Origin of the sequence: Bradyrhizobium algeriense (assembly GCF_036924595.1) — a bacterium.
Taxonomy (GTDB): Bacteria; Pseudomonadota; Alphaproteobacteria; order Rhizobiales; family Xanthobacteraceae; genus Bradyrhizobium; species Bradyrhizobium algeriense.
Genome location: NZ_JAZHRV010000001.1, coordinates 5,358,777 through 5,376,371 on the forward strand (window position 1 = coordinate 5,358,777; position 17,595 = coordinate 5,376,371).

Sequence of the window (17,595 nt, forward strand, 5' to 3'; positions counted from 1 at the left end):
GTCCGAATGCCGGGCCGGGCAGCCCTGTCCCCCAGGGACGTTTGATAGAGCGCAGGAGCCGCCGAGGCAACCGGCCTCAGATCGTGACTGAAATCTCGGAAGTAATCTCTCCGTCCACGGCAAAGAGATCGGGTTCGACCGTCTCTTGGGCCGTCTCGGGGTAATGTTTCAGCCGCGCGGCGATCACCGGCGCGAAAAACCGGCGGTGGTGGATGCTCGGGCCTAACCGGTCCAGCGCCTCGCGATGTTCCGGCACGGCGTAGCCCTTGTGGGTTTCGAAGCCGTAGCCCGGGCAATCCAGCGCCAATGCGCACATCAGGCGGTCGCGCGTTACCTTGGCGATGATCGAGGCGGCTGCAATCGACATGACGATGCCGTCGCCGCCGATTACTGCATCGCAGTCGCAGGGCACGTCGATCTTGTCGCGGCCATCGACAAACACATGCTGCGGCATTTCGGGCAGCGCGCGCACGGCCCGCGCCAGCGCCCAGAGCGAGGCGCGCAGGATATTGTCGCGATCGATCCGCGCCGGCGAGGCAAAGGCGACCGCAAAGGACGATGTCGCGCAGATTTCCTCGAACAGTTCCTCGCGGCGCTCGGCGGTCAGCCGCTTGGAATCGTCGATCCCTTTGGGAATTCGCCTGGGGTCGAGCACGACGGCGGCCGCCACCACCGGACCTGCCAGCGGACCGCGGCCGGCCTCGTCGCAGCCGGCCACCGGCCAGACGCCACGCTTGATCAGCGCTCTTTCGCGGCGAAAGCTCGGCGGCGCGACTGCGATTACGCCCTTGAGCGGCTCGGCCTGTTCCATGCCAGCCTTCTTGTCGGTCTTTTTGGTGTTTTTCTTGGCGGACTTGTCCCGAATCATGCCGGGATCGTGCGAAAGCGCGCGCCCGGGCGCAACCGGAAACCCGGCACAATTCCCGTTATTCAGCGCGCCGCCGTTGCCACTCCGCGGCCTCAATCACATAAACGCTCCGACTTCCGCGTTCGGGATCCGCAATCGTCTCCTGATAGCGCATTCCGAGCTTCTCGAGCGCATGAATGGACGGTGCATTTCGCGGATCGACCAGCCCGAGCAATCTGCCGCATTTGAGTTGCTCGAACCCAAAGGCAAGCTGCGCCTCGCCGATTTCGGTTGCGATCCCCTTGCCCCATGCCCGGCGCGCAAGGACAAACCCGATCTCAAAATCGTCGGCTCCCAGCGCGTTGCATGGGGACAAGCCGGCAAAGCCGATGATATCGCCCGCGGGCTTTTCCATCAGAACCGCCATCCCCGTGAGGCTGACACCGAAGGTGAAGAACCTCCGGATGAAATCTTCGGCCGCGTCCCGTGCCATCGTCGCTCCGGAAAATGCAAAGCGCATGACATCGCTGTCGGCGAAGACCAGATTCTGCAGAGTAGATATATCCTCTTCGACCACAGCGCGCAGAATCAGGCGCGGCGTCGTCAAGATGACGAGCGGCTGCTTTTCCGATAGCGGTGCGGGCTTCTGGTTCATCAAGCTGCAATACCGCAACTTGCCGGCAGAGAGAAGCGGCGCGGCCATCGCATCGTGGGTTTTAATCCGGCAGATGAACCCGCCGGTCGTTGCCAACCTCGATGCCGGGCGCGACCACGACTTCCCAGGGATGGTTGTCGGGATCGCCGAAATAGCCGGAGTAACCGCCGTACTCGGTCTTGTGTGCGGACTTCAATAGCGACGCGCCGCAGGAGATGGCGAAATCCAGCACGATGTCGACCTCCTCGACGGAGCCGCAATTCCAGGCGAGCGTCGTTCCGCGAAAGGTTTTCGGCCGCGGCTGATCCGGCAGTGTGGCGTCACGGGCGAGTTGATCCCACGGGAAAAGCGCGATCAGCGTGCCGCCAGTGTCGAAGAAAGCGACCGCCTCGCCGGTTGCCTGCATTTTTCGGGCAAAGCCGAGCGCTTCGTAAAACGCGATACTGGCGCGCATGTCGGTTACGCCGAGCGTGATGACCGTGAACCGGGGGGTTGGCGCTTTGGTATTCATGCTACTCTCCTATCCGTCATTGCCTGCGACAAACGCGAAGCGTTTGCGCAAGGGAGCGTAAGCGACGAAGCAATCCATTGTTCCGTGGCGACATGGATTGCTTCCGCCTTCGCTCTTCGAGCTACGGCGGACAAGTCGCTTGCGCCCGAATGACGGCTTCTAGAACAAACTCAGTTGCTGTCCGCTTCGCTTCGGCTTGATGAAATGATCGGTCGTCAGCTTCGAGCGGCGCTTGTTGAGGCCGAGCTTTTCGCAAGCGATTTCGAACCGCCGCCCGATCATCCAGGCCATCGGGCCGGTACCCTTCATCCGCGTGCCCCATTGCGAGTCATAGTCGCGCCCGCCGCGCATGTCGCGGATCAGGGTGAAGACGTGACGGTAACGGTCGGGATAGTTCGCCATCAGCCATTCGCGAAACAGGTCGCGCACTTCCAGCGGCAGCCGCAGCAGCACGTAGCTTGCTTCCTTGACGCCGGCATGGGCTGCGGCATCGAGAATGCGTTCGATCTCGGAATCGTTCAGCGCGGGGATGACAGGCGCGACCATCACGGTCGCGGGAATGCCGGCCTCCGACAATTGCCGCAGCGCCTCCAGCCGCTTCGGCGGCATCGAGGCGCGCGGCTCCATGGTGCGCGCAAGCTTGGGATCGAGCGTGGTCACGGATATGGCGACCTTGGCCAGATTGCGCTTCGCCATCCGCTGCAGAATATCGATGTCGCGCGTCACCAGCGCCGATTTGGTGACGATGCCGACGGGATGGCCGGCGCGATCGAGCACTTCGAGAATGCCGCGCATGATTTTGTGCTCGCGCTCAATCGGCTGATACGGGTCGGTGTTGGTGCCGATCGCGATCATGCGCGGCTCGTAACCGGAGGCGGCCAGTTCCTTCTCGAGCAGTTCCGGCGCGTCCGGCTTGGCCAGCAGCTTGGATTCGAAATCGAGCCCGGGCGACAATCCGAGAAAGGCGTGGGTCGGCCGCGCGAAGCAGTAGACGCAGCCATGCTCACAGCCGCGATACGGATTAATAGAACGGTCGAACCCGATGTCGGGCGAGTCGTTACGGGTGATGACCTTGCGCGAGGTATCGAGCGATACCGTCGTCTTGAACGGCGGCAGTTCGTCCAGGCTCTGCCAGCCATCGTCGAAGGCGACCCGCGCCTCGGCCTCGAACCGGCCGCTATCGTTGGACTGCGCGCCGCGGCCACGCCGTCGCTGGCCTTCGATGGCGACCGCAAGCTCAGGAAAAGGTGTCGCACCCGCCGGCTCGGAGGGCGCCGTGACCGGCGGGTGCTTGAGGGCATGAGAGGATGCTCGGCTCATGAAGCGAACATAGCACGTCGTAAGAACAAATCAAGAACATCATCGACAACAATCACAACGAAGCGCAAACATCGGAAAAGGGTATTGGCGCCAGTGCCGCAAAAAGCTGCACGCAAGCGGCTGTTTTGATTGTGACAACATGATAACGGTGCGGCGTTTTTCCTCGTTTGAGTCACCGAAGCCTCATCCATGTTGAGCGTGATCATTCCAACCGAAGGGGTCGAGCAGCCCGCCGTCGCAACGCTGGCGGCGCTGGTGCCGGGAGCGGCAGCCGGCGTCATCCGCGAGGTGCTGCTGGTCGACAGGGCCGGCAACGGCGTGATCGAACGGGTGGCCGACGTCGCCGGGTGCCGCTTTCTCGGGTTTGAAGGAACACGCGCCGCGGCGCTGGCCGCAGGCGCGCGGGCGGCGCGCTCGCCATGGCTGATGTTCCTGCACGCCGGCGCGGTGCTCGACAATGGATGGATCGACGAGACCACGCAGTTCATCCAGAACGTATCGAGCAGCGACCGGCCGCGCGCCGGGGTCTTTCGCTATGCCCGCTCGCCCTATGCCGACACGCGGCTGCGCGACGGCTTCAAATTCGTCGCCCGCATGATTACCGGCCCGTCGGCGGAACAAGGCCTCCTGATCGCGCGCGACCATTATGAGCGGCTTGGCGGCTACCGGCCGGATTCGCGCCGTTCCGAGACGCGGCTGTTGCGCCAACTCGGCCGCTCGGCGCGCACCCAGTTGCGCAGCCGGATCATGGTCGTCGCCTAAAAGCGGTACACCGCAGGGCCCAGACACAAAATATCGAAAACAACCCCATGCAAAGTAGAACGGGGCTGGCGCGCCTCGCAGGACGCCTGCCAAATATATACTTGCCAAAGGCAATCATATATTTGACAATGGCAAATATCGAGGAAGCATCATGCCCCAACCGGATTCCGAACGGGACGTCGCGGCGGTTCGCGCCTTCAATCGCTTCTACACCCGCAAGCTCGGCGTGCTGGACCAGCAGCTCGTGAAAAGCCCGTTCTCGCTGAGCGAAGCCCGGGTGCTGTACGAGCTCGCCCACCGCGAAGATCTCTCAGCCAAGGAGATTGGCGCCGAACTGGGCCTCGATGCCGGCTATCTCAGCCGCATCGTGCAGAATTTCGATGAAACCGGGTTGATCAGCCGCGAACCGCTGCCGTCCGACCGCCGGCAATACCGGCTCGGATTGACCGCCAAGGGCCGTCAGGCGTTCGCCAAACTCGAGCGCAATACAAAGGACGACGTTGCGGCGATGCTTGCCGCGCTGACACGCGGCGGCAGGGAGCGCCTGATCGGGGCAATGACGGACATCGAGCGGCTGCTCGGTGATGGCAGTGTAGCGCCAAAGCCGGCGACGCTGCGCGAGCCGCGTCCCGGCGACATGGGATGGGTGGTGCAGAGCCACGGCGCGCTCTACGCCCGCGAATACGGCTGGGATTCCTCGTTCGAGGGGCTCGTCGCCGAGATCGCAGCCAAGTTCCTCAGCTCGTTCGACGCATCGCGGGAACGTTGCTGGATCGCCGAGATCGAGGGAGCGCAGGTCGGCTCGATATTTCTGGTGCGGCACACCGACGATATCGCCAAGCTGCGGCTCTTGCTGGTCGACCCGGCCGGGCGTGGCCAGGGGCTGGGCCATCGGCTGGTCGGCGAATGCATCGCGTTCGCGAAGGCCTGCGGCTATCGCCGGATCACGCTGTGGACCCAGAGCATTCTGGTTGCCGCCCGCAAAATCTATCACGAGGCCGGGTTCAAGCTGGTCGCCACCGAGCCGCACCGCAGTTTCGGTCAAGACCTGATCGGCGAAACCTGGGAACTCGAACTGTGAAGCCGCGGCGTCGCGATATCCCGCGGCGCGTCACGCCGGACCTCCTGGACTTTTACATCAAGCGCGCACATGGGTTGCGCGAAGAGTGGTATCGCAAGATGTGGCACGCGATCTGGTCGCGGCTGGTTTGGCCACGCTAGAATCTTCGTCAGGCCGACGCGCCTTGTGCTTTAGGCCGCCGCAAATGCTCGTCGAGCCGCGGCATGATCTCGACGAAATTGCAGGGACGCGTGCGGTAATCGAGCTGGGCGGCGAGGATGCCGTCCCACGCATCGCGGCAGGCGCCCGGCGATCCCGGCAGGCAGAAGATGAAGGTCGCACCCGCAACGCCGGCAGTGGCGCGGCTTTGCACCGTCGAGGTGCCGATCTTGGCGTGGCTCAGCATGTGGAAGGCGATGGAAAAGCCATCCATCCGCTTCTCGAACAGCGGCTCGACCGCCTCCGGCGTCACGTCGCGGCCGGTAAATCCAGTACCGCCGGTGGTGATGATGGCATCGACGCCCTCGTCGGCGATCCATCGCTTGATGATGACGCGGATCGCATCGATGTCGTCGACGATGATCTCGCGCGCGGCAAGCCGATGACCCGCCGCCGTCAGCCGCTCCGCCAGCGTGGTGCCGGATTTGTCATCGGCCAGCGTGCGGGTGTCGGAGACCGTCAGCACCGCGATGTTGAGCGGCACGAATTGTTTTGATTCATCGATGGAGGACATGACCGCCTCTTCCCGTCGTGCCCGGGCTTGTCCCAGGCATCCACGTTTTCGATTTAAGACTATAGACGTGGATGGCCGGGACAAGCCCGGCCATGACGAATACTTTTCCAGCTTAAGCTACAAAGCGCCTTGGGCAAACGTGTTGCAGGCCTGCACCGTGCCCTGCTGGTAGCCGGTCATGAACCATTGCTTGCGCTGTGCCGCGGAGCCGTGGGTGAAGCTGTCCGGCACCACCCTGCCCGTCGACTGTCGCTGCAGCGTATCGTCGCCGATCGCGGTTGCTGTTTTCAATGCCGCGTCGATGTCGCCGGCTTCGACGAAGCCCGGACGTTTCTTTTCCTCGCGGTTGACCCAGACGCCGGAAAGACAATCCGCCTGCAGTTCGACCTTGACCTGCAGCGCGTTGGCTTCCGCCTTGCTGCCGGCCTGCTGCTGCAGCCGCTGCACCCGCGGCAGGATGCCGAGCAGGTTCTGGATGTGATGTCCCGCTTCATGGGCGATGATATAGGCTGTCGTGAATTTGCAGGTGCTGCCCGAACAGCCGCGAAAGCGCGTCTCGACTTCGCGGAAGAAACCGGTGTCGAGGAAGATCTGCTTGTCCGGCGGGCAGTAGAACGGTCCCATCGCCGACTGCGCCATGCCGCAGCGGCCGCCATTGGTGGCGTTGCGAAACAGCACGATGCGCGGTCCCGTGTAATTCTGTCCGCTGGACTGGAAGATCTCGCTCCAGCGGTCATCGATCTCGCCAAGAATGCCGGCGATCATGCTGCCGACTTCGTCTTTCGGCGCGCCGGTCTTGGCCGGCCCCGACCGGCGATCGGTCTGGTAGGTCGGCGCCTGGTTGCCGCCGGTCAGGATTTCGGCGCCGCCGATCAGGATGCGCGGATCGATTCCGAAAGCATAGCCGACCAGGCCGAGCACGATGATGGTGCCGATGCCGAGCCCGCCGCCGCCCATCGGCAGACCAAAACCGCCACCACCGCCACCCATTCCGCCGCCGCTATCATCGCGACGGTCTTCAATGTCGTCGCTGCGGCGGAAATCATCGTAACGCATGGCGGTATTTCCTCATCCCCGGCTGTTTGCTCGAATACGCAACGCGGCAATCACGTAAAATTTCCATTCCATTAATCAATAGCCCGCCCGGCAAAAACTGCCTAGTGCGCGAGCGGCCGCAATCTCTGCTGGTAATGTAATCGGCAGACTCTCTTCCGCATTCTCTGTCGGCAACAGACTTGGTTAAGTCGATTTTTACTTTGCGGGGTCAATGTATCGCCAGTCGGTTGTTTAGTCCCGCGTCGCCGACAGCGTCGCCTGAGTCAGAGTAATTGAGTCATGGTAGTGTCGCGTCGCGGGGCGTCTGCAAGGGCGCCCCGCACTAAATTTGAGTCTGAGTCCAGCGCTCGCATCGTCGTCGGCGATTGCGTCGCCGAGATGTCGAAGCTTCCGGCTGGTTCCGTCGATCTGGTGTTCGCAGATCCGCCGTATAACCTGCAGCTGAAGGGCGACCTCAAGCGCCCCGATGAATCCCATGTCGATGCCGTCAACAACGATTGGGACAAGTTCTCATCGTTCGCGGCGTATGACGATTTCACCCGCGCCTGGCTGCTGGCCTGTCGCCGGATCATGAAACCGTCGGCAACGCTGTGGGTGATCGGTTCCTATCACAACATTTTCCGCGTCGGCGCGATCATGCAGGACCTCGGCTTCTGGGTCCTCAACGATATCGTCTGGCGCAAGACCAATCCGATGCCGAATTTCCGCGGCCGCCGCTTCACCAATGCCCATGAAACCATGATCTGGGCGGCGCGCGACGAGAAGGCCAAGGGCTATACGTTCAATTACGAAGCCCTGAAGGCCGCCAACGAGGACGTGCAGGCGCGTTCCGACTGGCTGATCCCGCTCTGCACCGGCGAAGAGCGTCTCAAGGGCGCCGACGGCAAGAAAGTGCATCCGACCCAGAAGCCCGAGGGCCTCCTGGCGCGCGTGCTGCTGTCGTCGTCGAAACCCGGCGACCTCGTGATCGATCCCTTCAACGGCACCGGCACGACCGGCGCCGTGGCAAAACGTCTCGGCCGCCGCTACATCGGCTTCGAGCGCGACAAGACCTATGCGAAAGCGGCCGAGGAGCGCATCGCGGCGGTCGAACCGCTGCCCGACGCGACGCTGGCGCCGTTCATGACCGCGCGCGACGCCCCCCGCGTGGCGTTCTCCGAACTGATCGAGCGCGGCATGATTCCGCCCGGCACCAAGCTGGTCGACTCCAAGAAGCGCCATGGCGCACTGGTTCGCGCCGACGGCGCCATCATGCTCGGCGACAAGGTCGGCTCGATCCACCGCATCGGCGCGGTCGCGCAAGGCTCCGGCGCCTGCAACGGCTGGACGTTCTGGCATGTCGAAACCAAGAGCGGCCTGAGGTTGATCGACGAACTGCGCGCCGAAATCCGCTCGGGGATGGCGGCGGGCTGAGCGGCTTCGCCGCAGGACACCTGCGGCGTGTCGCGGCAGGACGCGCCAAAGCACCGCACCGTGCAGACGACCGCGGCTATGCCGCGAAATGCGGCCTGCCTACCCCCTGCGCAACCACCCCGATCAGCCGGCATGGCAGGCCTGTCAGGCACGCGGGTGGTCACGCGCCTTTTCGTCCCTATTTGAGCGGATACCTGCTATATTCATTATCCCAAATGAGATTACTGCCATGCGCACGCGAGGCTCCGAGTCGTTCATCGTGCTGCCACTGCTGCCGATCTTCCTGATCGGCTTGTTTCCAATACTGCTGTTGAGCTTGCTCGGCCCCGCCGGACTGATCATCCTCGGCATCCTGGTCGCCAGCGCGGGCTTGACCGACATTCTCGATGCCAGCGGCACCTTCAGCGAGCAGATCATCGTGCACGGCTATGCGCGAGGATCGGAGCGCACGGGGCAACGAACGGCGCTGCGTTCGGAAATGCGCTTCGCATCCCTCATGATCGCTGCCGGTGCCGGCCTTGCGGTTGCCGGCATAGGCGGTCTGGCGCTGTCGTAGAGAGCGAGCTTCGCTCGTCTCGAGAGCGCCGGCCCGGGCCCGGTCACAAACTCGTCGCTTGCGCATCCCGCAAAAATTTGAGCATGGACGTGACACAAGGCGGCAATGCCGCCCCGTGCCGCAATAAACCGTCCTGCCAAGAAGCAATGGGAGAGAATTCCAAAATGCTCAAATTCTATTTCAACGGATCGCCCAACCCGACCAAGGTCGCCCTCTTCCTCGAGGAAGCCGGCCTCGCCTATCAGCCGGTCGCCGTCGACACCCGCAAGGGTGACCAGTTCAAGCCGGAATATCTCGCCATCAATCCGAACGCCAAGGTGCCCGCGATCGACGACGACGGCGTCAAGGTATTCGACAGCAACGCCATCCTGCTCTACCTCGCCGAAAAGACCGGCAAGTTCCTGCCTGCGAACACGCCCGCCAACCGCGGCGAATTGCTGTCATGGCTGATGTTCGCCGCCACCGGCGTCGGCCCGTATTCCGGCCAGGCCGTCCACTTCAAGCATTTTGCGCCGGAAAAAATCGACTACGCCCATAACCGCTACCAGTTCGAGGCGCAGCGGCATTTTGGCATTCTCAACGATCATCTCGCGAGCCGCCGCTATATGGTCGGCGACACCTATACCATCGTCGACATGGACGTCTGGGGCTGGGCCCGCATGCTCCCCTTCGTTCTCGGCGAGGATGCGGTCGCGAAATATCCCAACGTCAAGCGGCTGGTCGATGAGATCATGGCGCGGCCGGCGGCCGCCAAGGCGATCGCGCTGAAGGATAGCTTCAAGTTCAAGGCCGAGATGGATGACGAAGCCCGCGGCAACATGTTCAAGCACATGTCGGTGAAGGCGGCCTGAATTTCTTCACCCGCCCCTTGAGGGGGCGGGTCGGCGCGACGCGCCGGGGTGGGGTGACGGTCCCTCCACATCCAACAGTGTTCGTGTTGAGAGACCTTCACCCCACCTCGGTTCGCATTTCATGCGAACCGATCCTCCCCCTCCAGGGGAGGATCGGTAGCTTGCGCGTTGACAGATTCGCGCCTCCGCCCACCTGACGAGATCCACGACCTAAGCCGCCGCCACCTTCCGCTCTTGCGGAAACTTCCCCAGCACACGCTCCACCAGCGCGGAATCGCAGTATTCCTTGATCTCCTTGATCTTGCCGTTCTCGATCCGCCAGACCATGCAGTACTGATTGTCGTAGCGCTCCCCGGACTTGGTGACATTGTCCCCGCGGGCTTCGACGACGACGTAATCACCCTCCGCGATAAAATTGAACGCCAGCGTGCGCGGCCGCCCGGCGGCGAGGCGCGACCGCAAATGACCCATCAGGCCGTTCTGGATCGCATCGCGGCCCCTGAATTCGTGCGACCACGAATATTGTCCGGTGACGATCCAGGTCACATCCTCGGCGAGGTTATCGACGAAGGTGGTGCCGCTCCGGTTGGCGGAATCTGTGTAGACCTGCTGCACTAGTTTCTTGTTCGCTTCTGCGCTCATGGCGGCTCTCCTTTGATCTGTGCTGCAGATCATCGCGCGCGGCATGCCATTCTTCCAATCGATAATGAATATGATATATATTCACTCCATGAATTTGAACTCGCTTGACCTCAACCTGCTGGTCGCGCTCGACGCGCTGCTCAGGGAAGTCAATGTCAGCCGCGCCGCGATGCGGATCGGGTTGTCGCAGCCGGCCGCCAGCCATGCGTTGCAGCGGCTGCGCGACCTGATCGGCGATCCCCTTTTGGTTCGCAATGGAGCACGGATGGAGCTGACGCCGCGGGCACAGGCGCTGCGCGCGCCCCTGGCGCAGGCGCTCGATCAGGTGCGCTCCCTGTTCATCGCCGATGAGTTCGACGCCGCGCGAAGCGAACGCCAGTTTCGCCTGATGATGCCGGATCTCGCCGTCGAGCTTTTGATGCCGCCGCTGATGGAGAAGATCACGAAGATAGCGCCGAACGTCCGGATCGACGTCGTGCCGTGGCGGGGACCTGCGATCTTCACCGCGGAGTTCGCCCGCACCATCGACATGGTGATCTCGATCGGCAACGCCTTTACCGGATTTCACCGGCAACGGCTCTACACCGACAGCGACGCGCTCGCGGTGCGGCGGGGCCACCCTATCGGCGCGCGGCTGAAGCGGCCGGACGTGTTTCTCGAGGCGCGCCACGTCGCGGTCGTGATCCGCGGCCAGAGCGAGGACCTGATCGACATCTGGCTGCGCCCCAAGGGCATCGAGCGGCGGATCGCGCTGGTCGTGCCCGGCTATATCGAGGCGCTGCATGTCGCCGCGCGCACCGATCTCGTCGCCTTCGTGCCGCGCCGGCTGATCGGCGCGCTGTCGAAGCAGCTATCGCTGACAACAGTCACGCCACCGCTCGATCCGGGGATCGACGAGCAGTTCATGTTCTACCCGACCCGGGCGCAGATGGACCCTGGTTCGATCTGGCTGCGCAACATCATGCTCGGCATCGGTCGAGAAATGGAGCGCGGGAAAAAGGCTGCGTAGGGTGGGCAAAGCGAAGCGTGCCCACCATCAGGCGTGAGTTGTTTGGGCGGTGGGCACGCTGCGCTTTGCCCACCCTACAAGCTACTATCTCAGGCCTTCACGTCCGCCAGCACCTTCTGCACTGCCGGCCGCTCCGACATCCGCTTGCGGTGAGCGACCACCTTCGGCAGCGCCGCGACATCGACACCGTCGCCCTCCAACCAACCGGCGATCGTGAACAGATAGGGGTCGCACACCGTGTACTGCTCGCCCATTACCCACGGTCCCTTCAGCATGTCGCGCTCGATCAGCGCGAACGCCGCGGCCATGGTTTCCGGCACCTTGCGCTTCATGTCGGCGAACGAGGATTCCTCGACCGCCCAGCGATAGCCGCGCCCCTTGTGCGCATGATTGACGTGCACCGTCGCGCAGAGATAGCTGTTGAAGGACTGCGCCTGCGCGAAGGCGAACGGGTCGTCCGGCATCAGCTTGGCCTGCGGAAAGCTCTGCGCAATGTAGGCGAGGATCGCCGGCGTTTCGGTCAGGGTGCCACGGTCGGTCACCAGCGCCGGCACCCGCCCCTTTGGATTGATCGCAAGATATTGCGGGGTGGTCTGCTGGCCGTTCTTGAAGTCGAGCCGCTCCGCCGCATAGGAGGCGCCGGCCTCCTCCAGAGCGATATGCGAAGCCAGCGCGCAGGTGCCGGGGGCGGTATAGAGCTTGAACATGGTGATCCTCACGGGGGAAGCCGGAGGTTAACCGCGCGCCTGTCCGCCGTCCATCCCCGGAGCGTTGAGGCCCCCCTGCACTACACGCAAGCCAGGGCATGCCGGCCGGCTTGCCCGCAGCCGGCGCATTCACGCCGCCGCGCGGTGCTGAAGCTTTCCCTTGATATAGACGCTGACGATCGTGTCATCGGCGGGATAATGCTCAGGCGCGACCGCCGTGATCTGGGCCTGGATGCATTTCCACGCACCGTTCTCGAACAGGTAGGTGTCGGTATAGGTGGTCATGCCGGTGACTTCATTGCCATCGCGGCGGCGCGTGCATTTGTTGGTGGAACGCACCAGCGCAACGTCGCCGATGACGGTAATGAGTTCGTCACGGACGTCCCAGTACACGACGACCTCGGGATCGAAGGCCGTAGCCCAGTATTTCAGATATGTCGCGCGATCCCACCGCTGGCCCGTGGGCAAGATGCTGATGAAGCCGGGATGCAGAATGGCGTCGTGCGAAGCCACGTCGTTGGTCACGAAATTATGGATGAAGCGGGCGTTCAACGCACGCAATTCGTTTATCGTCTCGGCCGTTTGGTGATTACGCAGAGCATGTTGCATTTCCATTTCCTGAGTTTTGTTAAAGTGCCAGTTGTCGCGCCTTCTCGGCGGTCGCGTCGTCCGCCGGGAAAAAACACTCGATCTTGATCTGTTGCAGCGCTGCATCCATCGGCATCGCCAGTATCGTGAAGGTGGAGAAGAAGGCGAGATGAAAGTCACCCTTGGCAAGGTGCATCGTCATGACCGGAGCGGACGCCGACGCTTGTCGCGGAAGCCTCCATTCGGCGGATAATCCGGGATAGGCCATGATTTCGCCGAGTAGCTGCGCCGCAGCCCGGCTGCCTTGCGCGACGTCGCGATGAAGGATCTGGATCAGCTGGCCGGCGAACTCATCCCAGTTCACGATGAACTGCCGCAGCCCCTTCGGATGGAAGACGACGTGCATGGCGTTGTCGGCAAGCCCGGCCGCCATCTCGTATGAATCGCGAAAGGGTTTCAGCAGGCGCGCCGATCCCTGGTTGCGCATGCGGATGTCCCAGCGGCCGTCGATGACAATCGCCGGGTACGGCTCCTGCTGACGCAGGATGAAATCCAGCGCTTGCTGCACCGGCTGCAGATTATCGGCGGCCAGTCCCTTGTCGCTGTAGGGCGGCACGAAGCCGGCCGCGACATGCAGCGCGTTCCTCTCCTCGAGCGGCAGATCGAGCGCACTGCCGAGCAACTGCACCATCTCGCGGCTCGGTTGAGAGCGGCCGGTTTCCAGAAAACACAGATGTTTGGCGGAGACATTTGCATCAACCGCCAGTTCGATCTGGGTAAGGCGGCGCACGTTTCTCCAGTGCTTCAGCAGGCTGCTGAAATGCCCGTTCGCGACGTCCTGCGAACTCTGGTTTGGCGCGCTCATGTGCGGCAATCTAGACCATCACGTCGGAAGGGCAATTACCTCGGATGTAAGTGACTGTCCGACGATTCCTTGCAAGAGTTCACCTGCGAAACGCGCGATGAGTTGCCCGCCTCGATCGTGCAGGGAATACAGGGAAGGACAGGAGCGCTCATGGAAAGCGATGCGATCACGAAGATCGTGACACAATATATGGCGGCATGGAACGAGCCGGACGATGCGGCCCGACACGCCTTGCTCGAGCAATGCTGGAGCGACAACGGCGTCTATCTCGATCCGAACGTCTCGCTGGCAGGGCGTGACGCGCTGGCGACGAAGATCGGCGAGGCGCTGGCCAGCCGGCCCGGCGCACGGCTCGAGTTCATGAGCGGCATCGATGTGCACCACCATGTGGTCCGCTTCCTCTGGCGCCTGGTGCGCGCGGATGGAACCAGCGGCGACACGTCGATCGATTTTGGCGAGGTCGGTCCCGACGGCCGGCTGGTCAAAATCTTCGGCTTCTTCGGTGCTCCGCCACCGCTCGGTTGAATCGTCTGCCGCCGTGAGCCTGTCCGCCGGCTACCTTCGCAGTTGCCCCCTTGCCGCCTCTCATGCCATGACGCCCAGGCAGCAAGAGGGGCGTAACATGACTGTTCTCATCGCGGGCGGCGGCATCGGCGGGCTGACGCTGGCGCTCAGCCTGCACCAGATCGGCGTTCCCGCCAGGATCTTTGAAAGCGTGTCCGAGCTGAGACCCCTCGGCGTCGGCATCAACGTGCTGCCCCATGCGGTACGCGAATTGATCGAGCTCGGCCTGCACGACAGGCTCGATGCGCACGCTGTCCGCACCAAGGAGCTCGCGTATTTCTCCAAGCACGGCAAGCCGATCTGGAGCGAGCCGCGCGGCATCGAGGCCGGTTACAAATGGCCGCAATTTTCGATCCATCGCGGCACGCTGCAGCAGATCCTGCTCGATGCCGCGATCGAGCGGCTGGGGCCGGAGAACATCCTGACCAGCCATCACCTCACTGGCTGGAGCGAGACGGAGAATGGCGTCCGCGCCGAATTCATCGACAAGGCGACCGGCAAATCGAACGGCGCTCACGAGGGCGCGCTGCTGATCGCAGCCGACGGCATCCATTCGGCGGTTCGCGAAAAACTCTATCCCGATGAGGGCCCGCCGATCTGGAACGGGCGCATCCTGTGGCGCGGCATCACCGACAGCGACGCCTTCCTGTCCGGCCGCACCATGATCATGGCCGGCCACGAAATCCTGAAATTCGTCTGCTATCCGATTTCGAAACAGGCAGACAGCGCGGACAAGTTCAAAATCAACTGGGTGGCCGAGCGGCATATGCCGCCGACCTATCAGTGGCGGCGCGAGGACTATAACCGGACCGCCCGGCTCGAAGAGTTTTTGCCGTGGTTCAAGGACTGGAAATTCGACTGGCTCGATGTGCCCGGCCTGATCGAGAGGTGCCCGCACGCCTACGAATATCCCCTGGTTGACCGCGATCCCGTTGCGCAATGGACGTTCGGCCGCGTCACGCTGATGGGCGATGCCGCGCATCCGATGTACCCGATCGGCTCCAACGGCGCGTCGCAGGCGATTTTGGACGCGCGCGTCATCACCCGCGAGATCCTGGCGCATGGCGCGACCAACGCCGCGTTGGTCGCCTATGAAGCCGAGCGCCGCCCGGCGACATCAGATCTCGTGATGCTCAACCGCCGCAACGGTCCCGAGCAGGTCATGCAGATGGTCGAAGAGCGCGCGCCCAACGGCTACGACGTCGTCACCGACGTGCTCTCGCTGCAGGAGCTGGAAGACATCGCCGCCAACTACAAGCGGGTCGCCGGCTTCCAGGTCGAAGGCCTCAACGCCAAGCCGCCGATCGTCCAGATCACGCAGGCAACGCCGCGGGCTGCGAGCTGACAAAAGAAGCGATGGCCTTCGCGGTCTCGACCAGCCGCGCGCTCGTCGTGGCGGTCGCCAGCAGCGTGCCATCCACGGCCGTCAACCGCCCCTCCACAAAGGCAACGGTCTTGCCGAGCTGGGTGACTCTGGCCTCGCCCGTGATCGGCCCCGGCTTGGCCGGTGCGAGATAATTCACGGTCATGGTGATGGTCGCCGTGTAGAGCTTGCCTTCGGTCATGGTGAACACCGCCGGCCCCATGGTATCGTCGAGCATCGCCGAGAGAATGCCGCCCTGCACGAAGCCGGCCGGGTTGCAGAAATCCCGCTTGCCGTCGAAGCCGATCCGGATCCAACCCTCCTTCGGCCGCGCGTCGAGCACGTGCCAGCCGAGCAGTCTGGAAGACGGCGGCGTAGGGATATTGTCGAGAGCGGTGCTGATCATGGGTACCTCCGTGAGGCATCCATCTAGCGCAGGCCTGCTGCCAGCGTGGTGTCAGCAAGCCGCTACACGGTACCCGCCGGGCCCCGGTTGCCGATTTTGACAGCTTCCAGATTTTAAGGGCTGGCGCTGGCCGTACGCCTCCGTTAGGAAACGGCTGCTGCGCTCAGGCGCACCGTAAGCGTCTCACGTCAGGCAACGCATTCAACCGGTCGGCTCGACCCCGGAGGAATGCATCATGCGCCGCTCGTGATCGACCGACCGAATTCCAAAGAGCAATTTCATGACTACTTCTCCTGCTCCGCGCCCGCGCGGAAAATTGCCTGCGCGCTACGCGGCGATCGTCATGCCGCTGGTGCTGTCGGTGCTGATGACGTTCGTCGTATCCGCGATCTCGACCTTGCGGAGCCTAGGTCCAACGCCTGCTTTCATTGCGACATGGCCCGCCGCATGGGCGATATCGTGGCTGGTGGCGTTTCCGACCTTGCTCGCGGTGCTGCCGCTGGTGCGGCGGATCGTAGCGTTCGCCGTCGAGACTCCGCGGTCGAACTAACCCGATACAGGCGCGCGCCGCCGCGAGGTGGGCGCGCCTCATTCCCCCAGCCCGTGTGCGATCGCCTTGCGCATCACATTAGGAAGCGCCTCGCCAGCGAGCGTTGCGATCGGCACCCAGCGCATGTCCTCGGGCGCCCGCGTGCGCGCGGCGACGTCGGCGGTGTAGATCACAAGCTCGAGCGGGAAATGCGTGAACACGTGGGTGACGACGCCGGCCTTGCGATGCCAGCGTTCAACCCCCTTCAGCGCAGGTGCCTGCTTCAGCGCCGCCTTGTCGTCATGTCCAGCCAGCCATTCCGAGCCCGGTACTTCGGTCATGCCGCCGAGCAGGCCCTTTTCGGCCCGTGTGCGAACCAGAAGTTCGTCGCCGCGCGTGACGATGAAGGCGGCGCCGCGGCGCAGCGTTCCCGTCTTCTTCGGCGCCTTGCGCGGGAACGTTTCCTGATCGCCGCGCGTGCGGGCCATGCAGTCCTCGTTCAACGGGCACAGCGCGCAGGCCGGCTTCTTCGGCGTGCAGATCGAGGAGCCGAGGTCCATCAGTGCTTGCGCGCTGTCGCCGGCGCGAGAGAGGCCGAGCAACGTCGCCGCCAATTCCTGAATGAGCGGCTTGGCCTGTGGCAACGGCTCTTCGACCGCGTAAAGCCGCGACACCACCCGCTCGATATTGCCATCCACCGGCATGGTTCGGATGTCGAAGGCAATCGCGCCGATCGCCGCTGCCGTATATGGCCCAATCCCCGGCAATTTGCGCAGGCCTTCCTCGGTATTCGGAAACACCCCGCCATGGTCGCGCAGCACCGCAACGGCGCAGGCATGCAAATTGCGCGCACGCGAATAATAGCCGAGCCCGGCCCACATCCGCAGCACGTCGTCCTGCGAGGCGCGGCCGAGCGAGGCGACATCCGGCCAGCGCGCCAGAAACCTCTCGAAATACGGCCCGACCGTTTTGACGCCGGTCTGCTGCAGCATGATTTCAGACAGCCAGACCCGGTACGGATCAGCCCGCTCCCCCGCCGGCGGCCGCCACGGCAAGCGGCGGCGATGGCGGTCATACCAGTCGAGCAGCAGCGCGGGGCGATCGGCCGCCACAACAGGCGGTTCTCGTCGTTTGATTTTGGCGGCCGCAGGACTCATG

General features: G+C 63.4%; 21 protein-coding genes. 9 read left to right on the forward strand and 12 right to left on the reverse strand.

Annotated elements, in window-relative coordinates:
- Positions 1 to 76 precede the first annotated feature (76 nt).
- The 4 genes from V1286_RS25880 to V1286_RS25895 form a co-directional block, all read right to left on the reverse strand.
- Positions 77 to 868: a ribonuclease HII gene (locus V1286_RS25880; protein WP_417021185.1), complete on the reverse strand. Its 792-nt coding sequence runs from the start codon at positions 866 to 868 to the stop codon at positions 77 to 79.
- Between the two features lie 58 nt (positions 869 to 926).
- Positions 927 to 1,598, reverse strand: coding sequence for a GNAT family N-acetyltransferase (locus V1286_RS25885; protein ID WP_334484312.1), 672 nt, complete (start codon positions 1,596 to 1,598; stop codon positions 927 to 929).
- Entirely contained in the window at positions 1,564 to 2,013 is a 450-nt protein-coding gene (locus V1286_RS25890) for a VOC family protein (protein WP_334484315.1), read from the reverse strand. Before V1286_RS25890 ends, V1286_RS25885 begins: the two co-directional genes overlap by 35 nt.
- A gap of 159 nt (positions 2,014 to 2,172) precedes the next feature.
- On the reverse strand, positions 2,173 to 3,333 hold the full coding sequence (locus V1286_RS25895; RefSeq protein WP_334484318.1) for a PA0069 family radical SAM protein: 1,161 nt from the start codon (positions 3,331 to 3,333) through the stop codon (positions 2,173 to 2,175).
- 189 nt (positions 3,334 to 3,522) lie between these two features.
- On the opposite strand from V1286_RS25895, the gene V1286_RS25900 reads away from it, so the two are divergent.
- Together V1286_RS25900 and V1286_RS25905 are read left to right on the forward strand one after the other, a co-directional pair.
- Positions 3,523 to 4,095, forward strand: coding sequence for a glycosyltransferase family protein (locus tag V1286_RS25900; protein WP_334484321.1), 573 nt, complete (start codon positions 3,523 to 3,525; stop codon positions 4,093 to 4,095).
- A gap of 151 nt (positions 4,096 to 4,246) precedes the next feature.
- On the forward strand, positions 4,247 to 5,176 hold the full coding sequence (locus tag V1286_RS25905) for a bifunctional helix-turn-helix transcriptional regulator/GNAT family N-acetyltransferase (RefSeq protein WP_334484324.1): 930 nt from the start codon (positions 4,247 to 4,249) through the stop codon (positions 5,174 to 5,176).
- Positions 5,177 to 5,324: 148 nt separating this feature from the next.
- Here the strand turns inward: V1286_RS25905 and moaB are convergent, their stop codons facing one another.
- Positions 5,325 to 5,888 (reverse strand): molybdenum cofactor biosynthesis protein B, encoded by a 564-nt coding sequence (gene moaB / locus V1286_RS25910; protein WP_334484326.1) that lies wholly within the window; start codon positions 5,886 to 5,888, stop codon positions 5,325 to 5,327.
- 117 nt (positions 5,889 to 6,005) lie between these two features.
- Positions 6,006 to 6,944, reverse strand: a complete 939-nt coding sequence (gene ypfJ / locus V1286_RS25915; RefSeq protein WP_108518478.1) for a KPN_02809 family neutral zinc metallopeptidase — start codon at positions 6,942 to 6,944, stop codon at positions 6,006 to 6,008.
- A gap of 279 nt (positions 6,945 to 7,223) precedes the next feature.
- Between ypfJ and V1286_RS25920 the strand changes: the two genes are divergently transcribed.
- From V1286_RS25920 to V1286_RS25930, 3 genes are all read left to right on the forward strand, one after another.
- On the forward strand, positions 7,224 to 8,357 hold the full coding sequence (locus tag V1286_RS25920; RefSeq protein ID WP_334484329.1) for a site-specific DNA-methyltransferase: 1,134 nt from the start codon (positions 7,224 to 7,226) through the stop codon (positions 8,355 to 8,357).
- Positions 8,358 to 8,586: 229 nt separating this feature from the next.
- On the forward strand, positions 8,587 to 8,913 hold the full coding sequence (locus tag V1286_RS25925; protein WP_334484331.1) for a hypothetical protein: 327 nt from the start codon (positions 8,587 to 8,589) through the stop codon (positions 8,911 to 8,913).
- A gap of 164 nt (positions 8,914 to 9,077) precedes the next feature.
- Positions 9,078 to 9,764: a glutathione S-transferase family protein gene (locus V1286_RS25930; RefSeq protein ID WP_334484333.1), complete on the forward strand. Its 687-nt coding sequence runs from the start codon at positions 9,078 to 9,080 to the stop codon at positions 9,762 to 9,764.
- A gap of 210 nt (positions 9,765 to 9,974) precedes the next feature.
- Here the strand turns inward: V1286_RS25930 and V1286_RS25935 are convergent, their stop codons facing one another.
- A complete protein-coding gene (locus tag V1286_RS25935) occupies positions 9,975 to 10,406 on the reverse strand; it encodes a nuclear transport factor 2 family protein (protein ID WP_334484336.1) in 432 nt (143 codons plus the stop codon).
- Between the two features lie 88 nt (positions 10,407 to 10,494).
- Here V1286_RS25935 and V1286_RS25940 point away from each other — a divergent pair, with 88 nt between their 5' ends.
- Positions 10,495 to 11,415: a LysR family transcriptional regulator gene (locus V1286_RS25940; protein ID WP_334484339.1), complete on the forward strand. Its 921-nt coding sequence runs from the start codon at positions 10,495 to 10,497 to the stop codon at positions 11,413 to 11,415.
- 89 nt (positions 11,416 to 11,504) lie between these two features.
- Here the strand turns inward: V1286_RS25940 and V1286_RS25945 are convergent, their stop codons facing one another.
- The 3 genes from V1286_RS25945 to V1286_RS25955 all read right to left on the reverse strand — a co-directional run bounded on the left by V1286_RS25945 (position 11,505) and on the right by V1286_RS25955 (position 13,575).
- Positions 11,505 to 12,122, reverse strand: coding sequence for a glutathione S-transferase family protein (locus V1286_RS25945; RefSeq protein ID WP_334484342.1), 618 nt, complete (start codon positions 12,120 to 12,122; stop codon positions 11,505 to 11,507).
- A gap of 129 nt (positions 12,123 to 12,251) precedes the next feature.
- Positions 12,252 to 12,731, reverse strand: coding sequence for a nuclear transport factor 2 family protein (locus tag V1286_RS25950; protein ID WP_334484345.1), 480 nt, complete (start codon positions 12,729 to 12,731; stop codon positions 12,252 to 12,254).
- A 19-nt stretch (positions 12,732 to 12,750) separates the two neighbouring features.
- The gene (locus V1286_RS25955) at positions 12,751 to 13,575 is read right to left on the reverse strand and encodes a helix-turn-helix domain-containing protein (protein WP_334484348.1); all 825 of its coding nucleotides are present in this window, start codon (positions 13,573 to 13,575) and stop codon (positions 12,751 to 12,753) included.
- Positions 13,576 to 13,725: 150 nt separating this feature from the next.
- Here V1286_RS25955 and V1286_RS25960 point away from each other — a divergent pair, with 150 nt between their 5' ends.
- A complete protein-coding gene (locus V1286_RS25960; RefSeq protein WP_334484351.1) occupies positions 13,726 to 14,100 on the forward strand; it encodes a nuclear transport factor 2 family protein in 375 nt (124 codons plus the stop codon).
- A gap of 97 nt (positions 14,101 to 14,197) precedes the next feature.
- Entirely contained in the window at positions 14,198 to 15,484 is a 1,287-nt protein-coding gene (locus V1286_RS25965) for a flavin-dependent oxidoreductase (protein WP_334484354.1), read from the forward strand.
- Here V1286_RS25965 and V1286_RS25970 read toward each other — a convergent pair.
- Complete coding sequence (locus tag V1286_RS25970) at positions 15,453 to 15,908, reverse strand: PaaI family thioesterase (RefSeq protein WP_334484357.1); 456 nt, start codon at positions 15,906 to 15,908, stop codon at positions 15,453 to 15,455. The genes V1286_RS25965 and V1286_RS25970 overlap by 32 nt on opposite strands.
- Before the next feature lie 280 nt (positions 15,909 to 16,188).
- Between V1286_RS25970 and V1286_RS25975 the strand changes: the two genes are divergently transcribed.
- The gene (locus tag V1286_RS25975) at positions 16,189 to 16,458 is read left to right on the forward strand and encodes a DUF2798 domain-containing protein (protein ID WP_334484360.1); all 270 of its coding nucleotides are present in this window, start codon (positions 16,189 to 16,191) and stop codon (positions 16,456 to 16,458) included.
- 38 nt (positions 16,459 to 16,496) lie between these two features.
- Here the strand turns inward: V1286_RS25975 and mutY are convergent, their stop codons facing one another.
- Complete coding sequence (mutY, locus tag V1286_RS25980) at positions 16,497 to 17,594, reverse strand: A/G-specific adenine glycosylase (RefSeq protein ID WP_334484363.1); 1,098 nt, start codon at positions 17,592 to 17,594, stop codon at positions 16,497 to 16,499.
- Position 17,595 lies beyond the last annotated feature (1 nt).